13 protein-coding genes are annotated in these 16444 nt (G+C 71.4%); 5 read left to right on the top strand and 8 right to left on the bottom strand.

The features are described 5' to 3' along the window. Nucleotides 1–4: 4 nt before the first annotated feature. The 3 genes from KOI35_RS48880 to KOI35_RS12115 all read right to left on the bottom strand — a co-directional run bounded on the left by KOI35_RS48880 (nt 5) and on the right by KOI35_RS12115 (nt 5686). Nucleotides 5–2209, bottom strand: coding sequence for an N-acetylmuramoyl-L-alanine amidase (locus tag KOI35_RS48880; RefSeq protein WP_215786694.1), 2205 nt, complete (start codon nt 2207–2209; stop codon nt 5–7). A gap of 193 nt (nt 2210–2402) precedes the next feature. After that, the gene (locus KOI35_RS12120; RefSeq protein WP_215786690.1) at nt 2403–4937 is read right to left on the bottom strand and encodes an FtsX-like permease family protein; all 2535 of its coding nucleotides are present in this window, start codon (nt 4935–4937) and stop codon (nt 2403–2405) included. Continuing rightward, nucleotides 4934–5686, bottom strand: a complete 753-nt coding sequence (locus KOI35_RS12115) for an ABC transporter ATP-binding protein (RefSeq protein ID WP_215786689.1) — start codon at nt 5684–5686, stop codon at nt 4934–4936. The genes KOI35_RS12120 and KOI35_RS12115 overlap by 4 nt, the downstream gene beginning before the upstream one ends. Nucleotides 5687–5835: 149 nt before the next feature. Here KOI35_RS12115 and KOI35_RS12110 point away from each other — a divergent pair, with 149 nt between their 5' ends. Both KOI35_RS12110 and KOI35_RS12105 read left to right on the top strand, forming a co-directional pair. After that, on the top strand, nt 5836–7026 hold the full coding sequence (locus KOI35_RS12110) for a sensor histidine kinase (RefSeq protein WP_215786687.1): 1191 nt from the start codon (nt 5836–5838) through the stop codon (nt 7024–7026). After that, nucleotides 7023–7661, top strand: coding sequence for a response regulator (locus tag KOI35_RS12105; RefSeq protein WP_215786685.1), 639 nt, complete (start codon nt 7023–7025; stop codon nt 7659–7661). Before KOI35_RS12110 ends, KOI35_RS12105 begins: the two co-directional genes overlap by 4 nt. Here the strand turns inward: KOI35_RS12105 and KOI35_RS12100 are convergent. From KOI35_RS12100 to KOI35_RS12085, 4 genes are read right to left on the bottom strand one after another with little or no spacing between them, the layout of a single operon-like run. Then, complete coding sequence (locus KOI35_RS12100; protein ID WP_215786683.1) at nt 7658–8434, bottom strand: inositol monophosphatase family protein; 777 nt, start codon at nt 8432–8434, stop codon at nt 7658–7660. The genes KOI35_RS12105 and KOI35_RS12100 overlap by 4 nt on opposite strands. Nucleotides 8435–8444: 10 nt before the next feature. Further along, nucleotides 8445–8972, bottom strand: coding sequence for a GNAT family N-acetyltransferase (locus tag KOI35_RS12095; protein WP_215786681.1), 528 nt, complete (start codon nt 8970–8972; stop codon nt 8445–8447). Nucleotides 8973–8981: 9 nt separating this feature from the next. Then, nucleotides 8982–9521: a DUF305 domain-containing protein gene (locus tag KOI35_RS12090; RefSeq protein ID WP_308120921.1), complete on the bottom strand. Its 540-nt coding sequence runs from the start codon at nt 9519–9521 to the stop codon at nt 8982–8984. Further along, nucleotides 9512–10255: a lytic polysaccharide monooxygenase gene (locus KOI35_RS12085; RefSeq protein ID WP_215786679.1), complete on the bottom strand. Its 744-nt coding sequence runs from the start codon at nt 10253–10255 to the stop codon at nt 9512–9514. Before KOI35_RS12085 ends, KOI35_RS12090 begins: the two co-directional genes overlap by 10 nt. Nucleotides 10256–10536: 281 nt before the next feature. Here KOI35_RS12085 and KOI35_RS12080 point away from each other — a divergent pair, with 281 nt between their 5' ends. After that, on the top strand, nt 10537–11931 hold the full coding sequence (locus tag KOI35_RS12080; RefSeq protein ID WP_215786677.1) for an NUDIX domain-containing protein: 1395 nt from the start codon (nt 10537–10539) through the stop codon (nt 11929–11931). Here KOI35_RS12080 and KOI35_RS12075 read toward each other — a convergent pair. Beyond that, nucleotides 11904–13343 (bottom strand): helix-turn-helix transcriptional regulator, encoded by a 1440-nt coding sequence (locus KOI35_RS12075; RefSeq protein ID WP_215786675.1) that lies wholly within the window; start codon nt 13341–13343, stop codon nt 11904–11906. The two genes, KOI35_RS12080 and KOI35_RS12075, sit on opposite strands and share 28 nt — an antisense overlap. Before the next feature lie 130 nt (nt 13344–13473). Here KOI35_RS12075 and aceA point away from each other — a divergent pair, with 130 nt between their 5' ends. Further along, nucleotides 13474–14763: an isocitrate lyase gene (aceA, locus tag KOI35_RS12070; RefSeq protein WP_215786674.1), complete on the top strand. Its 1290-nt coding sequence runs from the start codon at nt 13474–13476 to the stop codon at nt 14761–14763. Further along, the gene (gene aceB / locus KOI35_RS12065; RefSeq protein WP_215786672.1) at nt 14763–16385 is read left to right on the top strand and encodes a malate synthase A; all 1623 of its coding nucleotides are present in this window, start codon (nt 14763–14765) and stop codon (nt 16383–16385) included. The genes aceA and aceB overlap by 1 nt, the downstream gene beginning before the upstream one ends. The last annotated feature ends 59 nt before the right edge of the window (nt 16386–16444 follow it).

Raw genomic sequence — 16444 nt, 5'->3', positions numbered from 1 at the left:
CGGGTTACGGGATGTAGGTCAGCCCGTCCGAGATGACCGTCGGGCGGCCCTTGGTCGCGGCCACCACGACCGAGACGGTGTGGGTCTTGGCGGTCAGCGCCTTGACCCAGATCGTCTGGCGGTGCGTGGTCGTGCTCGCCTTCGTGTCGACGGTGGCCACCTTGACCCCGTCGAGCAGCACGTACGCGACCCCGGTGGCCGGCGTCCGGGTGAAGGTCAGCGCGGCCGAGCGCCCGTTGAAGGTGTAGGCCAGCTTGGCGTTCGCCGTCGACGCGGCGAGGGCCTTGCCGCCCAGATAGGTCGAGGCGACCCGGGGCGACCAGGTGCCGAACTTCTTGGCCGAGCTCTCCGGCATCTGGACGACGGTGCGGGTGGCCGAGACGGTGCCGACGTTGCCGGCCCAGTCGCGCGCCTCCACCGTGTACTTGAGCGCGGTCCCGGGCTTGACCGTGGGGTTCCACACCGTCGAGCCGGCGCTGAGCGCGACCGCGGACGGCGAGGTGGCCCGCTGGCTGAACACCTGCACGTTGTCGGCCGAGCGGAACGTCGCCGTGACCGGCACCGCCGTCGTCGAATAGGTGCCGGTGCGCAGCGTGACCGACGGCGCGGCCGGGAAGGTCGGGGCGGTCATGTCACCGAACACCTTGATCGAGGTGACCGTGTCGGAGGCGCCCGACCTGGTGACGACACGGACGGCCAGCCGATGCGCGCCGACCGGGATCGCGACGTCGGCCGTCCGCACCGCGGCGTCGGTGAGCGTCTGGACCACCTTGTCGTCGAGCAGGACGTCGTAGCGGCCGACCTGCTCCGGGTCGCCGCCGACGGTCCAGGACAGCCGGGCCGTGTTCTTCACGTAGTAGCTGCCGGTCGCGCTGACCAGCGGCCCGCCGGTGAGGCCGGTGATGGCCAGGCCGGGCAGCAGGGCACGGGCCCGGATCACATTCATCAGCGGGTACATGCTGGTGCCCGGGCAGGCGGTCAGCGCGGCGTCGCGGTGCCCCGACAGACGCGGCAACATCACCTTGGTGCCGAGCGGAAACTTGCCGGCCACACCGGCGGTCATCTCCACCGACGTCGAGGCATCGTTCCCGTACGCCCCCAGCCGTGCCGCCGCGAGCTGGGCGATCTTCGTGAGGGCGGCCTGCGTCGGCCGGATGCTCGTGTAGTCGCCGAGCAGCGCGATCCCGACCGAGCCGGTGTTGAAACCGGCCACATGCGCGCCGACGACCGCGGTGGTGGTGCCGCCCGCGCGGCCCTCGAACACCGTGCCGCAGGAGTCGACGACGAAGTTGTAGCCCAGGTCGTCGAAGCCGTCGTCGATGTCGTTGGCCATGATGCTGCGGATCTGCGACGCCGACTGGGCGCAGGGCACCGCCTTCACCCCGGTGTGGTGCACGAAGACCATCTTGACGCCGTCCTTGGCGATGGCCGGGGGCGCCTTCACGAGCTTCTCGTCGGCGCGCCAGCCGGCCCGGGAGACCACCGCGGGCATCGCCGGCGGCTTCACCAGAGCTTTTGTCGGGGCGGTGGTGGTCGGCCTCGGCGCGACCGTGGTGGCCTCGGGAGCGGGCGTGGTGGCTTCCGGGGCCGGAGTGGTCGGACTGGTCGTGGCGCCGGAGTCGGCCGGCGGGCCCTCACTGACCGGCGGAGCGGGCGGCGGAGTCGTGGCCATCCCGCCGGTGCCGCCGGTGGTGGCGTCGGGGTCGATCAGTTTGAGCCGCAGCCCGGCCGGGAGCGGTTTGGTCCCGTCGCCCACGATGCGGGCGGCCACGCCGTCCGACGCCCCGGCCCAGATCGGCTCGGTGCGCCCGCGCACCGTCTTGAGCTCGCCCGGCTGGTCGACCGCGGCCTCGGCGATGTCCAGCGACTGCCAGCCGGTCCAGCGGCCGGTGGCCGCGCTGCGGGTGCGCACCTGGATGGTGCCGTCCGGCTCGTCCTTGGGGTTCGTCCAGTTCACGCTGACCAGGCTGAACCGCTTGGTGGACCGCTGCGGCAGCGAGAACGACCGGCCGAGCGCGGACAGGTCGATCGCGTCCAGGCTCGTGCGTACGGGCGGGGCCGAGGCACCCGGCGCCGCCGCCACCGGGGCGATCCCGGCGTCGAAGATCGCCGAACCGCCCGCCGAGGGCCAGTTGAGGACGGCGAGACCGCCGCCCGCGGCGAGCACCGCGACGGCGGCACCCACCCCTATCACCAGTCGACGTCCCACGCTGCTCCCCCGTTGATCAGATACGAACCGCGCGTGAGGGTATCGAACGGGTGATCAGTCGGCTATCCCGAACCAGGCCCGACCGGGATCGAAACCGTCCACTGTCACGCCGGCCCCGGCCGATCGGCGGCGTTCAGCCGGAAATGCCGGAGATGGACCGCGTGCGGAAGGCCGGCCTTCCGCACGCGGTTCACTACTCCGTTCCGAGCGCCGCGACCGGGCTCACCTTGGCCGCGCGCCGGGCCGGCAGCACCCCGGCCAGGGCGGTCATCGCGACGAGCACCAGGAACACGATCGCGAGCTGGCCGTACGGCACGGCGAAGGGCGCGTTCAGGCCGAGCCCCTTGACCGCCAGCCAGGCGTACGGGATGCCCAGCACCAGCCCGACGGCGGCGCCGATCGCCCCGTACAGGGCCGACTCCGTCGTCAGCATCGCCCGCAGCCCGCTCTTGGAGAGGCCGACGGCGCGCAGCACCCCGGACTCACGGACCCGCTCGACCACCGACAGCGCGGTGGTGGTGCCGACGCCGACCACCGCGATGATCACCGTCAGCCCGACCAGGCCGATCGCGATCAGCAGCAGCGTGTTGACGTTGTCGTTGAGCTGGTCGCGCTGGTCGGCCAGCACGTCGACCCGCCACTTGCCGCCCGCGGCGACCTGCGTGTCCTGGATCGCCCGGTTGCCGTTCGTCCGGCCGGTCTCGCCCGCCACCTTGGCATTGGCCAGCACACCCGAGAACGTGGCCGCGGGGGCGCCCAGCCTGGTGAGGTCGGCCGGGTCGAGCACGGCCGAGGCGTGCAGCGGCGCGTCCCCGGCGAACTGGGCCACCACCGTGAGGTCGACCGTACGGTCGCCCGCCGCCAGCCGCACCTGATCGCCGACCTTCTTGCCGCTGGTGTCGGCCCCGAACCCGGAGAGCACGACCTTGCCCGGGCCGAGGTCGGCCACCGAGCCCGCCACGACATCGAGCTTCTTGAGCTCGGGCAGCGCCGTCATCGACAGGTCGGTCGCGGCCAGGCCCTCGAACGTGCCCAGATTGATGTTCATCCGCCGGTACGGGGTGACGTCGGTGAGCTCCTCGCGCTGCTTCAACTGCTCGGCCAGCGACGCCGGCACCGGGGCGTCGTCGACGCCCCGCATCTCGTAGTCGGAAGGCACCGACGCGGCCAGCTCGCGGTCGGCCAGCACCCGCAGCGACGCCCCGCCGACCAGCGTGCCGGCGATCAGCGTGACACCGAGCGCGACCACGACCGAGACGGCAGCGGCCCGGCGTGGCGCCGCACCTACTCCCCCGGCGGCCAACCGGCCGACCGGGCCCGAGCGGCGCAGCGGCCAGCCGATCAGCCCGAGCACCGGCCGGACCAGCACCGGGCCCAGCGCGACCAGGGCGAAGAAGGCGAAGGCACCCGAGGCGACCAGCGCGAACAGGTTCCGCTGGGGGCTGTAGTCGGTGGCGTCGCGGCTCGGCAGGTTGGCCACGAGGTAGGCCGCGGTCAGCCCCGCGCCGACGAGCAGCACGATGCCGGCGGCCCAGCGCAGCTTGCCGATGTCGCGGCGGGCGCCGGTCGTGCCCGCGCCGCGCAGCGCCTCCAGCGGCGACACCCGCGCGGCCGAGACGGCCGGGGCGAGCACGGCCACCGTGGTCAGCACGACCGCCAGCAGGACGGTGAGCAGCGCGGCCGGGATCGGGAACCCGGGCGAGGAGATGTCCGCGCCGGACCAGCCGGCCACGACCGGGACCAGGTGACCCGCGCCGAGCGCGAGCAGCACGCCGGTCAGACCCGTGGCCAGGCCGGTCAGGGCGCCCTCGACGGCCAGGGCCCGGATGATCGAGCCGCGGCCGGCGCCGACCGCGCGCAGCAGGGCCAGCTGGCGCATCCGCTGGGCGAACACGATGCGGAACGTCGACGTGGCGACCAGGCCCGCGGCGACGACGGCGATGGCGATGAACATGGCGATGACGGCGAAGATCGCGTTGATCTCCTCGGCGGCGGCCTCGGCCTCCTCGAGGCGTACGGAAGCGCCGTCCTGAACCTGCGCGCGCTGCTCCTCGGGCTTGAGCTTGACCGCGGCGACGACGGCGTTGACCTGGTTCATCACGGCGGCCGCGTCGGCGCCGGGGGCCAGGCGCACATCGATCTGGTTGAGGTAGTCGTAGCCGCCCAGCTTCAGGATCGCATCGGTGGGGGCGTACGCCTGGAAGCCGTAGTCGTCCCGGACGTTCACCACGCCGACCACGGTCAGCTTCGTCGGCGCGAGCGGCTTGCCCTGTTCGTCGTAGCGGACCTGCGCCGACACCGTCGAGCCGAGTTGCAGGCCCATCCGTTCGACCGTACGCGGGGTGACCGCGATCTCGCCCGCCTTGCCGGGGTAGCGCCCCTGGCTGACCGTGGCCAGCGCGAGCGGGCCGGTGCCGGGGTCGCCGACCAACGATAAATACTCGCCGCCGACCTGACCGCCGTTCTCGGCCCGGCCGACCGCCTCGGCGACACCGGGGATCTTCCGTACGGCGGCGAGCTCGGCCGAGGTGACCGTGCCGTTGCGCACCACCACGCCGGCCGCCTCGGGGGTGCCGCTGAGGCCGTTGAGCACGCTGCGCTCGGTGATCTGCTGGGCCAGCACCGTGGCGTAGACGACGAACGAGACGACCAGCACGGCCAGACCGGTCAGCAGCAGGCGGGACGGGCGGCGGGCGACGCCGCGCAACTGGGTGCGGAGCACACTCATCGGGCGACCGCCAGGCTCTGCAGGGCGTCGGTGACCGAGGCGATGTCGGGGCGGTCGATCTCGCCCGCCACCCGCCCGTCGGCCAGCAGCACGACCCGGTCCGCGTAGGCGGCGGCACCCGGATCGTGGGTGACCATGACGATCGTCTGACCCAGTTCCCGTACGGAATTACGGAGGAACAACAACACCTCGGCCCCCGAACGGGAGTCCAGGTTGCCGGTCGGCTCGTCGGCGAACACCACCTCGGGACGCGACATCAGCGCCCGGGCCAGGGCCACCCGCTGCTGCTGGCCGCCGGAGAGCTCACCCGGGCGGTGGCCGAGCCGGCCCACGATGCCCAGCGACTCGGTCAGATGCCCGTACAGGTGCGCGTCGGGACGGCGGCCGGCCAGCTCGAGCGGCAGCGTGATGTTCTGCGCCGCGGTCAGCTGGGGCAGCAGGTTGAACGCCTGGAAGACGAACCCGATCCGCTCCCGGCGCACCTTGGTCAGCACCTTGTCGCTCTGCTTGGTCAGGTCGGTGCCGCCCAGCAGCGCCTGCCCGCTGGTGGCCGTGTCCAGACCGGCCAGGCAATGCATCAGGGTGGACTTGCCGGACCCGGACGGACCCATGATCGCGGTGAACTGGGCCCGGGCGAACCCCACGGTCACCCCGTCCAGCGCCCGCACCGCGGTGTCGCCACTGCCGTAGACCTTGACCAGGTCCACGGCGGCGACCGCGGCCAGCGTGTCCACGCTCTGCGTCAGCATTATGTCTCCCACTCCGTTGTTTTCGTCGTGGCAGATCATGGGGGCAGCCGGTCGGGCGGCACATCGGTCGCGGGCCAGGCTCAGCGAGGGCGATGGATCTGACTTTCGGCCGATGGGACACCCGGCACCAGCGCATACGCTGGGTGACGATGCCGAACAACCCGAACCGGATGATCCTGCGACGCCTGGCCCAGCTCGCCGCGTTGGGTGCCATGGCGCTGCTGGGCATCTTCGACGTCGCCCAGGGCCTGTTCCAGGGCTCCGAGCCGCTGGGCCTGATCAAGGTGCTGCTGGCGATCGCCGCGGCCGCCGTCTGGCTGCCCGTGCACCGGCCCGGATCGACCCGCCTGCCCAAGGTGGCGATGGCCCTCGGCGCCTTCTCGCTGCTGGTCACCCTGGCGTCGTCGGTTCAGGCCGATACCTCGTACGGGCCCTCGTGGGGTCTCGCCGAGTCGGCCGCGCTCCTCGGTGTCTGTTACGTGGTCGCGCGTCACTCCACGGCCGGTCTCGGGTTCTCGGCGATCGTCGTGGTCGGCGCCGCGGTCAGCTTCGTGCCGCTGCGCGCCGGTCAGACGTACGTCTACGTCATCTTCGGCCTGATCCAGGCGCTCGCCGCCGCGGCCGCCATCGGGCTCGGCATCTACCTGCGGATCATCGAGGGGTCCCGGCAGCGGGCCTTCGACGCCGTACGGGCCGAGCAGCGCGCCGAGTTCGCCCGCGACCTGCACGACTTCATCGCCCACCACGTGACCGGGATCGTCGTGCAGGCCCAGGGCGCGAAGTTCATCGCCGAGCAGGACCCGAAACGCGTGCTGCAGGCCCTCGACCAGATCGAGCAGGCCGGCGCCGAGACGATGGCCTCGATGCGCCGGATGGTCGGCGTGCTGCGCGACCCCGAGTCGAAACCGGACGCGCCGCTCGCTCCCGTGGCCGGCGTGCACGAGCTGGGCCCGCTGCTCGAGCAGTTCAACGCCCCCGGCAACGGCCCCAAGGCCCGCATGCACCTGGACGGCGACCTCGACGGCCTGCCGGTCGAGATCTCCACCTCGGCCTACCGGGTGGTAATGGAGGCGCTGACCAACATCCGCCAGCACGCCCCGGCGGCCTCCGCGGCCGACGTCTGGATCCGCCGGACCCCCGAGTGGCTGCTGGTGCGGGTGGCCAACGACGGGGTGACTCCGGCCCGCACGCCCGCACCGCGCGACCGTCCGGGGTACGGTCTCGTGGGCCTGACCGAACGGGTCCGCGCGGCGGGCGGCCGCATCTCGGCCATGCCCGGCATCGAGGGCGGCTGGGTGGTCGACGCCGCGTTCCCGATCGACTCGAGGACGACGACATGATCCGTGTCTTGATCGCCGACGACCAGGCCATGGTCCGCACCGGATTCGGCATGATCATCGGCGCCCAGCCCGACATGGAAGTGGTCGGCGAGGCCAACGACGGCGTCGAGGCGGTCGCCCTGGCCCGCAAACTCAAGCCCGACGTGGCCCTGCTCGACATCCGCATGCCCAAGATGGACGGCCTCGAGGCGCTCCGGCTGCTGTCCGGCCCCGGCGTGACCGAGCCGGTCAAGGTGGTCGTGGTGACCACCTTCGACCTCGACGAGTACGTCCACCAGGCGCTGCGCAACGGCGCGGCCGGCTTCCTGCTGAAGGACTCGGGCCCCGCGCTGCTGGTCGAGGCGGTGCGGGCCGCGGTCAGCGGAGACGCCCTGATCAGCCCGTCCATCACGGTGCGACTGCTGGAGCACCTGTCCCCGCCCGCCCCCACCAACGACGACGGCGGCCTGTCACCGCGCGAACTCGACGTGGTCAGACTGGCCGCGAAGGGCCTGACCAACGCCGAGATCGCGGCCCAGCTGTTCATCTCGATCGGCACGGTCAAGACCCACGTGGGCAGCGTCATGACCAAGCTGAACGCCCGCAACCGCGTCGAGATCGCGGCGTGGGCCTGGGAGCGCAAACTCCTCGGCTAAGCCGTGGCGCGGACCCGCTCCGACAGGGTCGGCCACAAGCCGGGAGCGGCGCCGATCGTCAGCTCGGTGGTGAAGTCTTCGCCGTGGCCGCCCAGGATCACGCCGGCCTCGCGGGCGATCAGGGCGCCCGCCGCGATGTCCCACAGGTTCGTGTCCAGGCACAGGCCGCCGTCGAGGCGTCCGGCGGCCTGGTAGACCAGGTTGAGCGCGGCCGGCAACCGCCGGATGTCGCCGGACACCGGCAGCAGGTCGCGGATCACTTTGCCCGCCCGTTCCTTGGTGGCCGGGTTGGGCTGGAAGCTCACCCCGACCAGTGCCTCGGCCAGCGGCGGCCCGCTCGACGCCACGATGCTCTGGCCGTTGAGCAGCGCCCCGCCGCCGTCGACGGCGCTGAACGTCTCGCCCGCCACCGGCTCGTGCACGACCGCGACCCGGGCCTGTTCGCCCTGGTAGAGCGCGATGCACACGGACCACGGCCCGGTCCGGCTGATGTAGTTGCGGGTGCCGTCGAGCGGGTCGATGACCCAGGTCCAGCCGCTGTTGCCCGTACGGCCGTGGCCCTCTTCGGCCTGCACCGCGTCGTCCGGGAAGGCCTCGCGGATCGCCTCCACGATGAGCTGCTCGCTGGCGATGTCGACATCGGAGACGACGTCGTTGGCGTGGGCCTTGGGCGCGCCGACCCGCAGGGTGTCGTGGCGTTCGAGCTGCAACCGACCGGCGCGTACCGCCAGGCCGGCTGCCAGCTCGCGGGCCGCGGCAAGATCTCGATCCATCCCGGTCAGGCTAGCCGAGGGTGATCCAGTAGCGCTGGACGGTGTGCGGGCCGGTGGTGCGCGTGTCCTCGTAGACGCCGCCGTGTTTCCGGATGACCCGGGCCGACGCCAGGTTGGCCGGCACGCACGTGATCAGGACGGGGTCGATGCCCAGCGTGCGCGCCGTCTCGAGGGTCGGCCCGAGGGCCCACGAGGCCAGCCCCCGCCCTCGCGCCGAGGGGCGCAGACCGTAGCCGATGTGGCCACCCATCTCGAACAGCAGCTCGTTCAGCGTGTGCCGCAGCGAGATCGAGCCCAGATACCGGTCGTCCTCGACGATCCAGCGATAGGTGCAGTGCACCCACCCTTCGACGGGCGGGATCGCCGTGTCCTCCTGCCGGAGAAGATCGGCCACCCACGCGGCGAACCCCGGATCAGAGTCAAGATCATCGGTTTCCCGTACGCCGTGACCGTCCATGTGTGCGCCCGGCTCCCACTCGTCGCGGGCCTCGACCCAGCTCTTGTGCAGGCGGACGGTCGGCGCGATCAACGTGGGCATACCCGAACCCTAGGCGACCATCTTCAACAGCGTCCGGACCTGGGCCTGGCGACGTGACGTGACAGTCTCGCCCATGGTGCGGGCCGGCGGATACAGACCGCCCGCCGTCTCCATCCGGGCGGTCTCGACACAGTTGCCGAGATGGCCGAGGAGCAGGGTCACCGCCGTACGGTCGAAGGTCTTGCCCCGGGCCGCCTCGAGCTCGCCGATGTCGGACGGCCGCAACGAGTGCACGTCGCCGTGGCCCGCGTGCGCGCCGGCCAGCGGGTCGGGCTCGAGCGGCTGCTGCCAGCCGACCAGCCAGCGTTCCATCGTGCCGGACTCCTCGCGCCACTGGCCGCGCAGCTCGGTCGCCAGCGTGCGCAGGGCGGGATCGCCGGCCCGGTCCTCGGCCAGCGCCGCGACCTGGTCACCCTCCTCGACCTGGGCCAGCGCCATCTGCAGGAACATGACGTCGGTGGCGTTGAAGGCGGGCGCCGGGGTCTCCGGCTGCGGTGCCGAGCAGCCGGAGACCAGGAGCGCTACGACCAGGGCTTTCCTCAGGCCCACAGCGCGGGCACGTTCGGCGGCTCCCAGCCGGCCAGCGACGTGTGCGCCTGGCGGCAGGTGTACGAGCGGCCGTTGTAGGTCACGACGCTGCCCACGGCGTACGCCACACCGGCCCGCCACGTGCCGCTCGCGGGCGGAGTGGTCGGCGGGTTGGTGGGCGGCGTCGTCGGCGGGTTGGTCGGCGGCGTGGTGGGCGGGTTGGTCGGCGGGTTGCCGGTGCCGCCACCGATGTTCAGGTCGACGCAGGAGTAGAACGCCATCGCGGTGTCGGCGATGTTCCACCGGGCCAGCACGGTCTGGCGGCCGCTGAAGCCACCCATGTTGACCGTGTGCGACTTGGTGGCGCCGGGCTGGGCTCCGCCGTCGTTGAACGAGGCGAGCCGGGTGTTGCCGATGAAGTACTCCCAGGTGGCGGTCGAGTGCCGGGCCGTGAGCACCCAGTTGAACGTCACCGTCTGCCCGACCGAGGCGGCCGGCCAGTTGCGGCTGTTGTCGTTGAGCACGGCGAACCGGGATCCGCTGCCGTTGCACTGCATCGAGCCCTTGGGCGCCTCGACGCTCTGCGGCTCGTAGATGATGTCGCCGCAGTTGGCGACGGCGCCGCTGGCGCAGTTGGCCTGGCGGCTGGGCGGGGACGAGATGTAGCCGTGGGCCAGAGCCGGGGAGACTCCGACCAGGAGGGCGGCCGCGGTCGCGGCGACGGTCAGTGCGGGAAGGGCGAACCTGCGTCTCATGAAGGACTCCTTCGCTTCATGGCGGACCTGCCCGTCGAGTGGGGGCTCGGCGTCAGATATCGACCAACCTAAGTTAAAGAGTATTAACAGTAAAGAGGGCGTATCAAGTTTTTCGAATCAGCCCGGGGGCGAGCGACGCCGTGTTCAGAGGGCGTCCCGGCCGGACGGCAAGGCCCGAGACAAATGTCGGACTAGCTGCTTGATCTCCATGGGTGCGATCGCACATGCTCACGCCGGGCGCACGGGCGCCGGCACGGCGAACACACTCGGAGGCGACAGGTATGGATGACGAGTCGCGGCGGTCGTTGTACCGGGACATGCGGGACGGGCGGCCGGAGCTTTTCGTCAACCCCGAGGGCGCGCCCATCGAGATTCTGTTCGAGCCGGACGATGTGGCCGCGGCCGAGGCGGCGACGGCCGCGATGCTCGCCGAGTACGGCCTTCCCGCCGAGTGGGGCCAGACCGGCGTGGTCTTCATGGATCACGTGATCACCGTGCTGCGGGACGCCGTACGGATGCCGAACGGGCTCGGTACCTACGATCGCGCGGTGAACGCCGGCAACGCGGCCGGGGTGGTCGTGCTGCCCCGCTACCGCGAGCAGGTCGTGCTGATCCGGCACTTCCGGCACAGCACCCGCGAATGGCATCTCGAGGTGCCGCGCGGCTTCGGGACACCGGGCAACGACGATGCCGAGTGTGACGCCCGGCGTGAGGTCCAGGAGGAGATCGGGGTCGCCGCGGCCGAACTCGAGGACCTCGGCGTGATGTATCCGGACACCGGCGCCTCCGGCACACCCGTACGCCTCTTCTACGCCGAGCTCGACGAGGAGCCGGTCACCGTCGACGAGGCCGAGGGGATCACCGGGATCGTCCTGGTGCCGGTGGCCGAGCTGACCGTGATGATCGCGGACGGCACGCTGACCGACGGGTTCACCATCGCCGCCTTCGCCCGGGCACAGTTCCGGGGCCTGCTGTCCGACGAGGCGGTGCGGCGGCGCCGGGAGCGGCGGCTCGACCGTTACGACGAGTTGCGGGCGGAACGGCCGCGGCTGTTCGTCAACCCGGCGGACGCCGCCTACGAGATCCTCTTCGACCGTGCGGCTCAGCTGGCCTGTGCCCGGGATGCGGCCGGCGCGGCCCGGGAGAGCGAGTTCGCCGACATGGGCGTCGTCTACGAGGACAGGTTCTTCATCGCCCTGCGCGACACGGTCCGGTTCCGCGACGGCGCCGTCCGTCCGTACTTCCGGCTGATCGGGGCCGTCGACAGCCCCGGCGCGGCCGTCCTTCCGATGCTGTCCGACGGCCGGCTGGTGCTGGTCCGGCGGTTCCGGCACGAGGCTCGCGACTGGCGGTGGGAGGTGCCGCGCGGTTTCCCCGAGCCGGGCGAGACCGGCCCGGTCACCGCGGCCCGTGAGCTCGGGGAGGAGCTCGGCGTGAACGATCCGCACCTCGAGCGGCTCGGCGTGTACGGCGAGGACGAGATCTATCTGGCCCGGTTCGACGCCGACCGGCTGCCGGAGCGCCTGACCGACGGCGCAGTCGAGGAGGGTGTCGACGAGGTCAGGGTGGTGACCGCGGACGAGCTGGCCGGCCTGATCGTCGAGGGCCGGATCACCGACGAGTTCCTGCTGGCCGCGTACGCGATGCTTCAGGCCCGGCGGTCGAGGAACTCGTAGACGTCCTGCGCGTCCACCCCGGGAAAGGTGCCCGGCGGCAGGGCGGCCAGCAGGTGGGAGTGTACCCGGGCGCTGGGCCAGGCGTGGCCCGCCCAGCGGTCGACCAGGGTGGCGGGTGGACGGCGGCAGCATCCTGGATCGGGGCAGCGGGAGACCGTACGGCGGGAAGTGTCTCCGCCGCGGAACCAGCGGGCATGCTCGTACGGCGTGCCGACGGTGACCGAGAATTCGCCCGAGCGCGTCGACTCGATGTGGACGGTGCACCAGTAGGTGCCGGACGACGTGTCGGTGAACTGGTAGAACGACGAGTACGGGTCGTCCGAGCCGAAGATCGTGCGGGACGCCCACTTGCGGCAGATCGGCTGGCCCTCGATGGCCCCGGTGACATCGGCCGGGAAGCGGACCCCGTCGTTCTCGTACGCCTTGTAGACGATCCCGTTCTCGTGGACGCGGGTGAAGTGCACCGGGATCCCGAAGTGATGGGTCGCCAGGTTCGTGAACCGGTGGGCGGCCGTCTCGTAGCTGACGCCGAACGCGTCCCGGAAGTCGTCGATCGCGAGGGCCCGGTCGGCCTTGGCCTCCTTGAGGAACTGCACCGCGAAGTTCTCCGGCATCAGCAGCGCCGCCGCGAAGTAGTTGGCCTCGACCCGCTGGCGCAGGAAGTCGGCGTAGTCGGCCGGCTCCGGATGCCGCAGCACGAAGTGACCGAGCGTCTGCAGCACCACCGCCCGCGGGTCGTGGCCCTTGCCGCTGGCGACCTGGGGCAGATAGATCCGGCGGCCGACCAGGTCGGTCACCGAGCGTGTGGAGCCGGGCAGGTCGTTCACGTAGTGCAACGAGAAGCCCAGTTGCGCGGCGATGTCGAGGATGCCGCGCTGACTCAGCGGACCGGTCGCGTGCTTCACCGAGCGCAGCACCCCGGCCGCCGCCGCCTCGATCTCGGCGAAGTAGTTGTCGCGTTCGCGCATGTCGACCCGCAGCTGGGCGTTGGCCCGCCGGGCCACCTCGGGGGTCGCGCTCTGCTCGGTCAGCAGCCGGTTGAGCTCGCGGTGCAGGCCGACCAGCGATTCCAGCGCGTCGGCGGGCAGCCGGCGCCCGCCTTTGACCGAGGGCAGACCGAGGCTCCCGTACGCCGGTGACTGCTGGAAATGCGCGAGATCGATCTCGAGTCCGGCTCGCCGCGACGGCGCCTCGGGGCGCAGAAGGTCTTGCAACGGCACGCCCAGCGCGCCCGCGATCGCCTGCAGCACCGAGAGTTTGGGCTCGCGCTTGCCGTTCTCGATCAGCGACAACTGCGACGGCGCTCGTCCCACCGCCTCACTGAGCTGCTCGAGCGTCATGTTCTTCGATTTGCGCTGATGACGGAGCCGCTGGCCCAGGGTCACGAGGTCGACGACCGGTGAATCGCTCACGGGTTTTGACGCTAGCAGAAATTCTGCGTTTCTTCTGCTCACAAATGGCTTCAGAGGGCCTTGCGGTGCCCGCGATAGTCGAGTTCTTCCCAAGCGACACAGGCGACAGGGCACTGAAGGGATAGATGACATGACTGATCAGCTGACCGAAGTTCGGGGCGGTACCGCATCGGACCTCACTCGGGCGTGGGCCGGCGATCCCCGGTGGCTGGGCATCAAGCGCAGCTACACGGCGCAGGACGTGGTCAAGCTCCGCGGCACGGTCCAGGAACGGCACACCCTGGCCGAGCGCGGCGCGCAGCGGCTGTGGGAGCTGCTGAACAGCGAGGACTACATCAACGCGCTCGGTGCGCTCACCGGCGGCCAGGCCACTCAGATGGTCCGCGCCGGGCTGAAGGCCATCTACCTGAGCGGCTGGCAGGTCGCGGCCGACGCCAACCTGGCCGGCGCCACCTACCCCGACCAGTCGCTCTACCCGGCCAACTCGGTGCCCGCCGTGGTCCGGCGCATCAACAACGCGCTCATGCGGGCCGACCAGATCGACACCGCCGCGGGCCGGCACGAGCGGGACTGGCTGGCCCCGATCGTGGCCGACGCCGAGGCCGGCTTCGGGGGCCCGCTCAACGCGTTCGAGCTGATGAAGGCCATGATCGTGGCCGGCGCGGCCGGCGTGCACTGGGAGGACCAGCTGGCCAGCGAGAAGAAGTGCGGCCACCTGGGCGGCAAGGTGCTGATCCCGACCGCGCAGCACATCCGCACCCTGAACGCGGCGCGCCTCGCGGCCGACGTGCTCGGCGTCCCGTCGCTGGTCATCGCGCGGACCGACGCCCTGGCGGCCGACCTGCTGACCACCGACGTCGACGAGCGCGATCAGCCGTTCCTCACGGGAGAGCGTACGGCGGAAGGCTTTTTCCGGGTCCGCAGCGGACCGGAGGCGGCCATCGCCCGGGGTGTCGCCTACGCCGACTACGCCGACCTGCTCTGGGTCGAGACCGGCAAGCCCGACCTCGAGTTCGCCCGGACGTTCGCCGAGGCGGTCCACAAGGAGCACCCCGGCAAGATGCTGGCCTACAACTGCTCGCCCTCGTTCAACTGGAAGAAGAACCTGGACGACGCCGACATCGCGCGGTTCCAGAAGGAGCTCGGCGCGATGGGCTACAAGTTCCAGTTCGTCACGCTGGCCGGGTTCCACGCGCTCAACCACTCGATGTTCGAGCTGGCCCGGGGCTACGCCGAGAACGGCATGACCTCGTACGTGAAGTTGCAGGAGGCCGAGTTCGCGGCCGAGGCCGACGGTTACACCGCCACCAAGCACCAGGCCGAGGTCGGTACGGGCTACTTCGACGCCGTCTCGACCGCACTGAACCCTTCCTCGTCCACCACCGCGCTGGCGGGCTCGACCGAGACGGAGCAGTTCTGATGGGCGCCGAAGAGATCACCATTACCGGTACGACGTCCGGGCGCTACGCCGACATCCTGACCCCCGCGGCGATCGAGTTCGTGGTCGCGCTCGACCGGGAGTTCGGCGCCCGCCGGGTCCAGCTCCTCGAGCGTCGACGGCGGCGGCGCACGACCCGTACGGACGGCATGGATTTTCTGCCGTCCACCTCCTTCATCCGGGAAGGTGACTGGACCGTCGCCCCGCCGGCCCACGACCTGCTCGACCGGCGCGTCGAGATCACCGGCCCGCCCGAGCGCAAGATGACCGTCAACGCGCTCAACTCGGGCGCCAAGGTGTGGATGGCCGACTTCGAGGACGCCACCTCGCCCACCTGGGAGAACGTGGTGCTCGGCCAGGCCAACCTGCGCGACGCCCTGGACGGCACGCTCGACTTCACCGACCCGTCGGGCAAGGAGTACAAGGTCAACGGCTGGACCCCGACCATCATGGTGCGCCCCCGCGGCTGGCACCTGCCCGAATGCCACCTGCGCATCGGCGGCCGGGCCGTGTCGGCGTCCCTGTTCGACTTCGGGCTCTACATGTTCCACTGCGCCCAGCGGCAGCTCGACCGGGGCAGCGGCCCCTACTTCTACCTGCCCAAGCTCGAGTCGCACCTCGAGGCCCGGCTGTGGAACGACATCTTCGTGTACGCCCAGGAGTCGCTCGGCATTCCGCGCGGCACGATCCGGGCCACGGTGCTCATCGAGACGATCACCGCCGCGTTCGAGATGGACGAGATCCTGTACGAGCTGCGCGAGCACTCGGCCGGCCTGAACGCGGGCCGCTGGGACTACCTGTTCAGCATGATCAAGAACCGCCCCGACGTGGTCCTGCCCGAACGGTCCCAGGTCACCATGACGACACCGTTCATGCGGGCGTACACCGAACTGCTGGTCCGCACCTGCCACCGGCGCAACGCGCACGCCATCGGCGGCATGGCCGCGGTCGTGCCGTCCCGCGACCCGGTCGCGGCCAAGCGCGCCCTCAACCAGGTGCGCCAGGACAAGCGGCGCGAGGTCGGCGACGGCTTCGACGGTTCCTGGGTGGCCCACCCCGGCCTGGTCGACACCTGCCGCGACGTGTTCGACCAGTGGCTCGGCGAGGAACCGCACCAGATCGTCCGCAAGCGCGAGGACGTGCGCGTGACGGCGACCGAGTTGCTCGACGTGCGTACGCCGGGAATCCAGGTCACCGAGGTCGCGCTGCGCAACAACGTCAGCGTCGCGCTGCGCTACGTCGCCGCCTGGCTGGGCGGCCGGGGCGCGGTGTCCCTGGGCGGCCTGATGGAGGACGCGGCGACCGCGGAGATCTGCCGGGCCCAGCTCTGGCAGTGGATCCACGCGGCCACCCCGACCGACTACGGCGTGCCGGTCAGCTCCGCGCTGGTCACCCGCATGCTCCGCGAAGAGCTGGACGTGCTTTCGGCCACCGGCGCCCTCGACGAGGACGCGGCCCGCCGCTTCGGGCAGGCCCGCACCCTGATGACGGTGCTGCTGACCGAACGCACCTGCCCCGAGTTCCTGACCTTGCCGGCCTACCTTCGGCACCTGTCCGGCGGGTCAGCCACCCCGGTCCCCGATGAGGCGCCTGTCGCCGCCTGATCGACCACCGGGCGAGAAGAGCGCGGTCCCCTCGGCAGCGGGGGCCGCGCTCTTCGGCG

Source organism: Paractinoplanes bogorensis, assembly GCF_018829635.1.
GTDB lineage: Bacteria > Actinomycetota > Actinomycetes > Mycobacteriales > Micromonosporaceae > Actinoplanes > Actinoplanes bogorensis.
The sequence above is the reverse complement of the archived record's forward strand: the minus strand, read 5'-3'. Positions and strand labels throughout refer to the sequence as shown.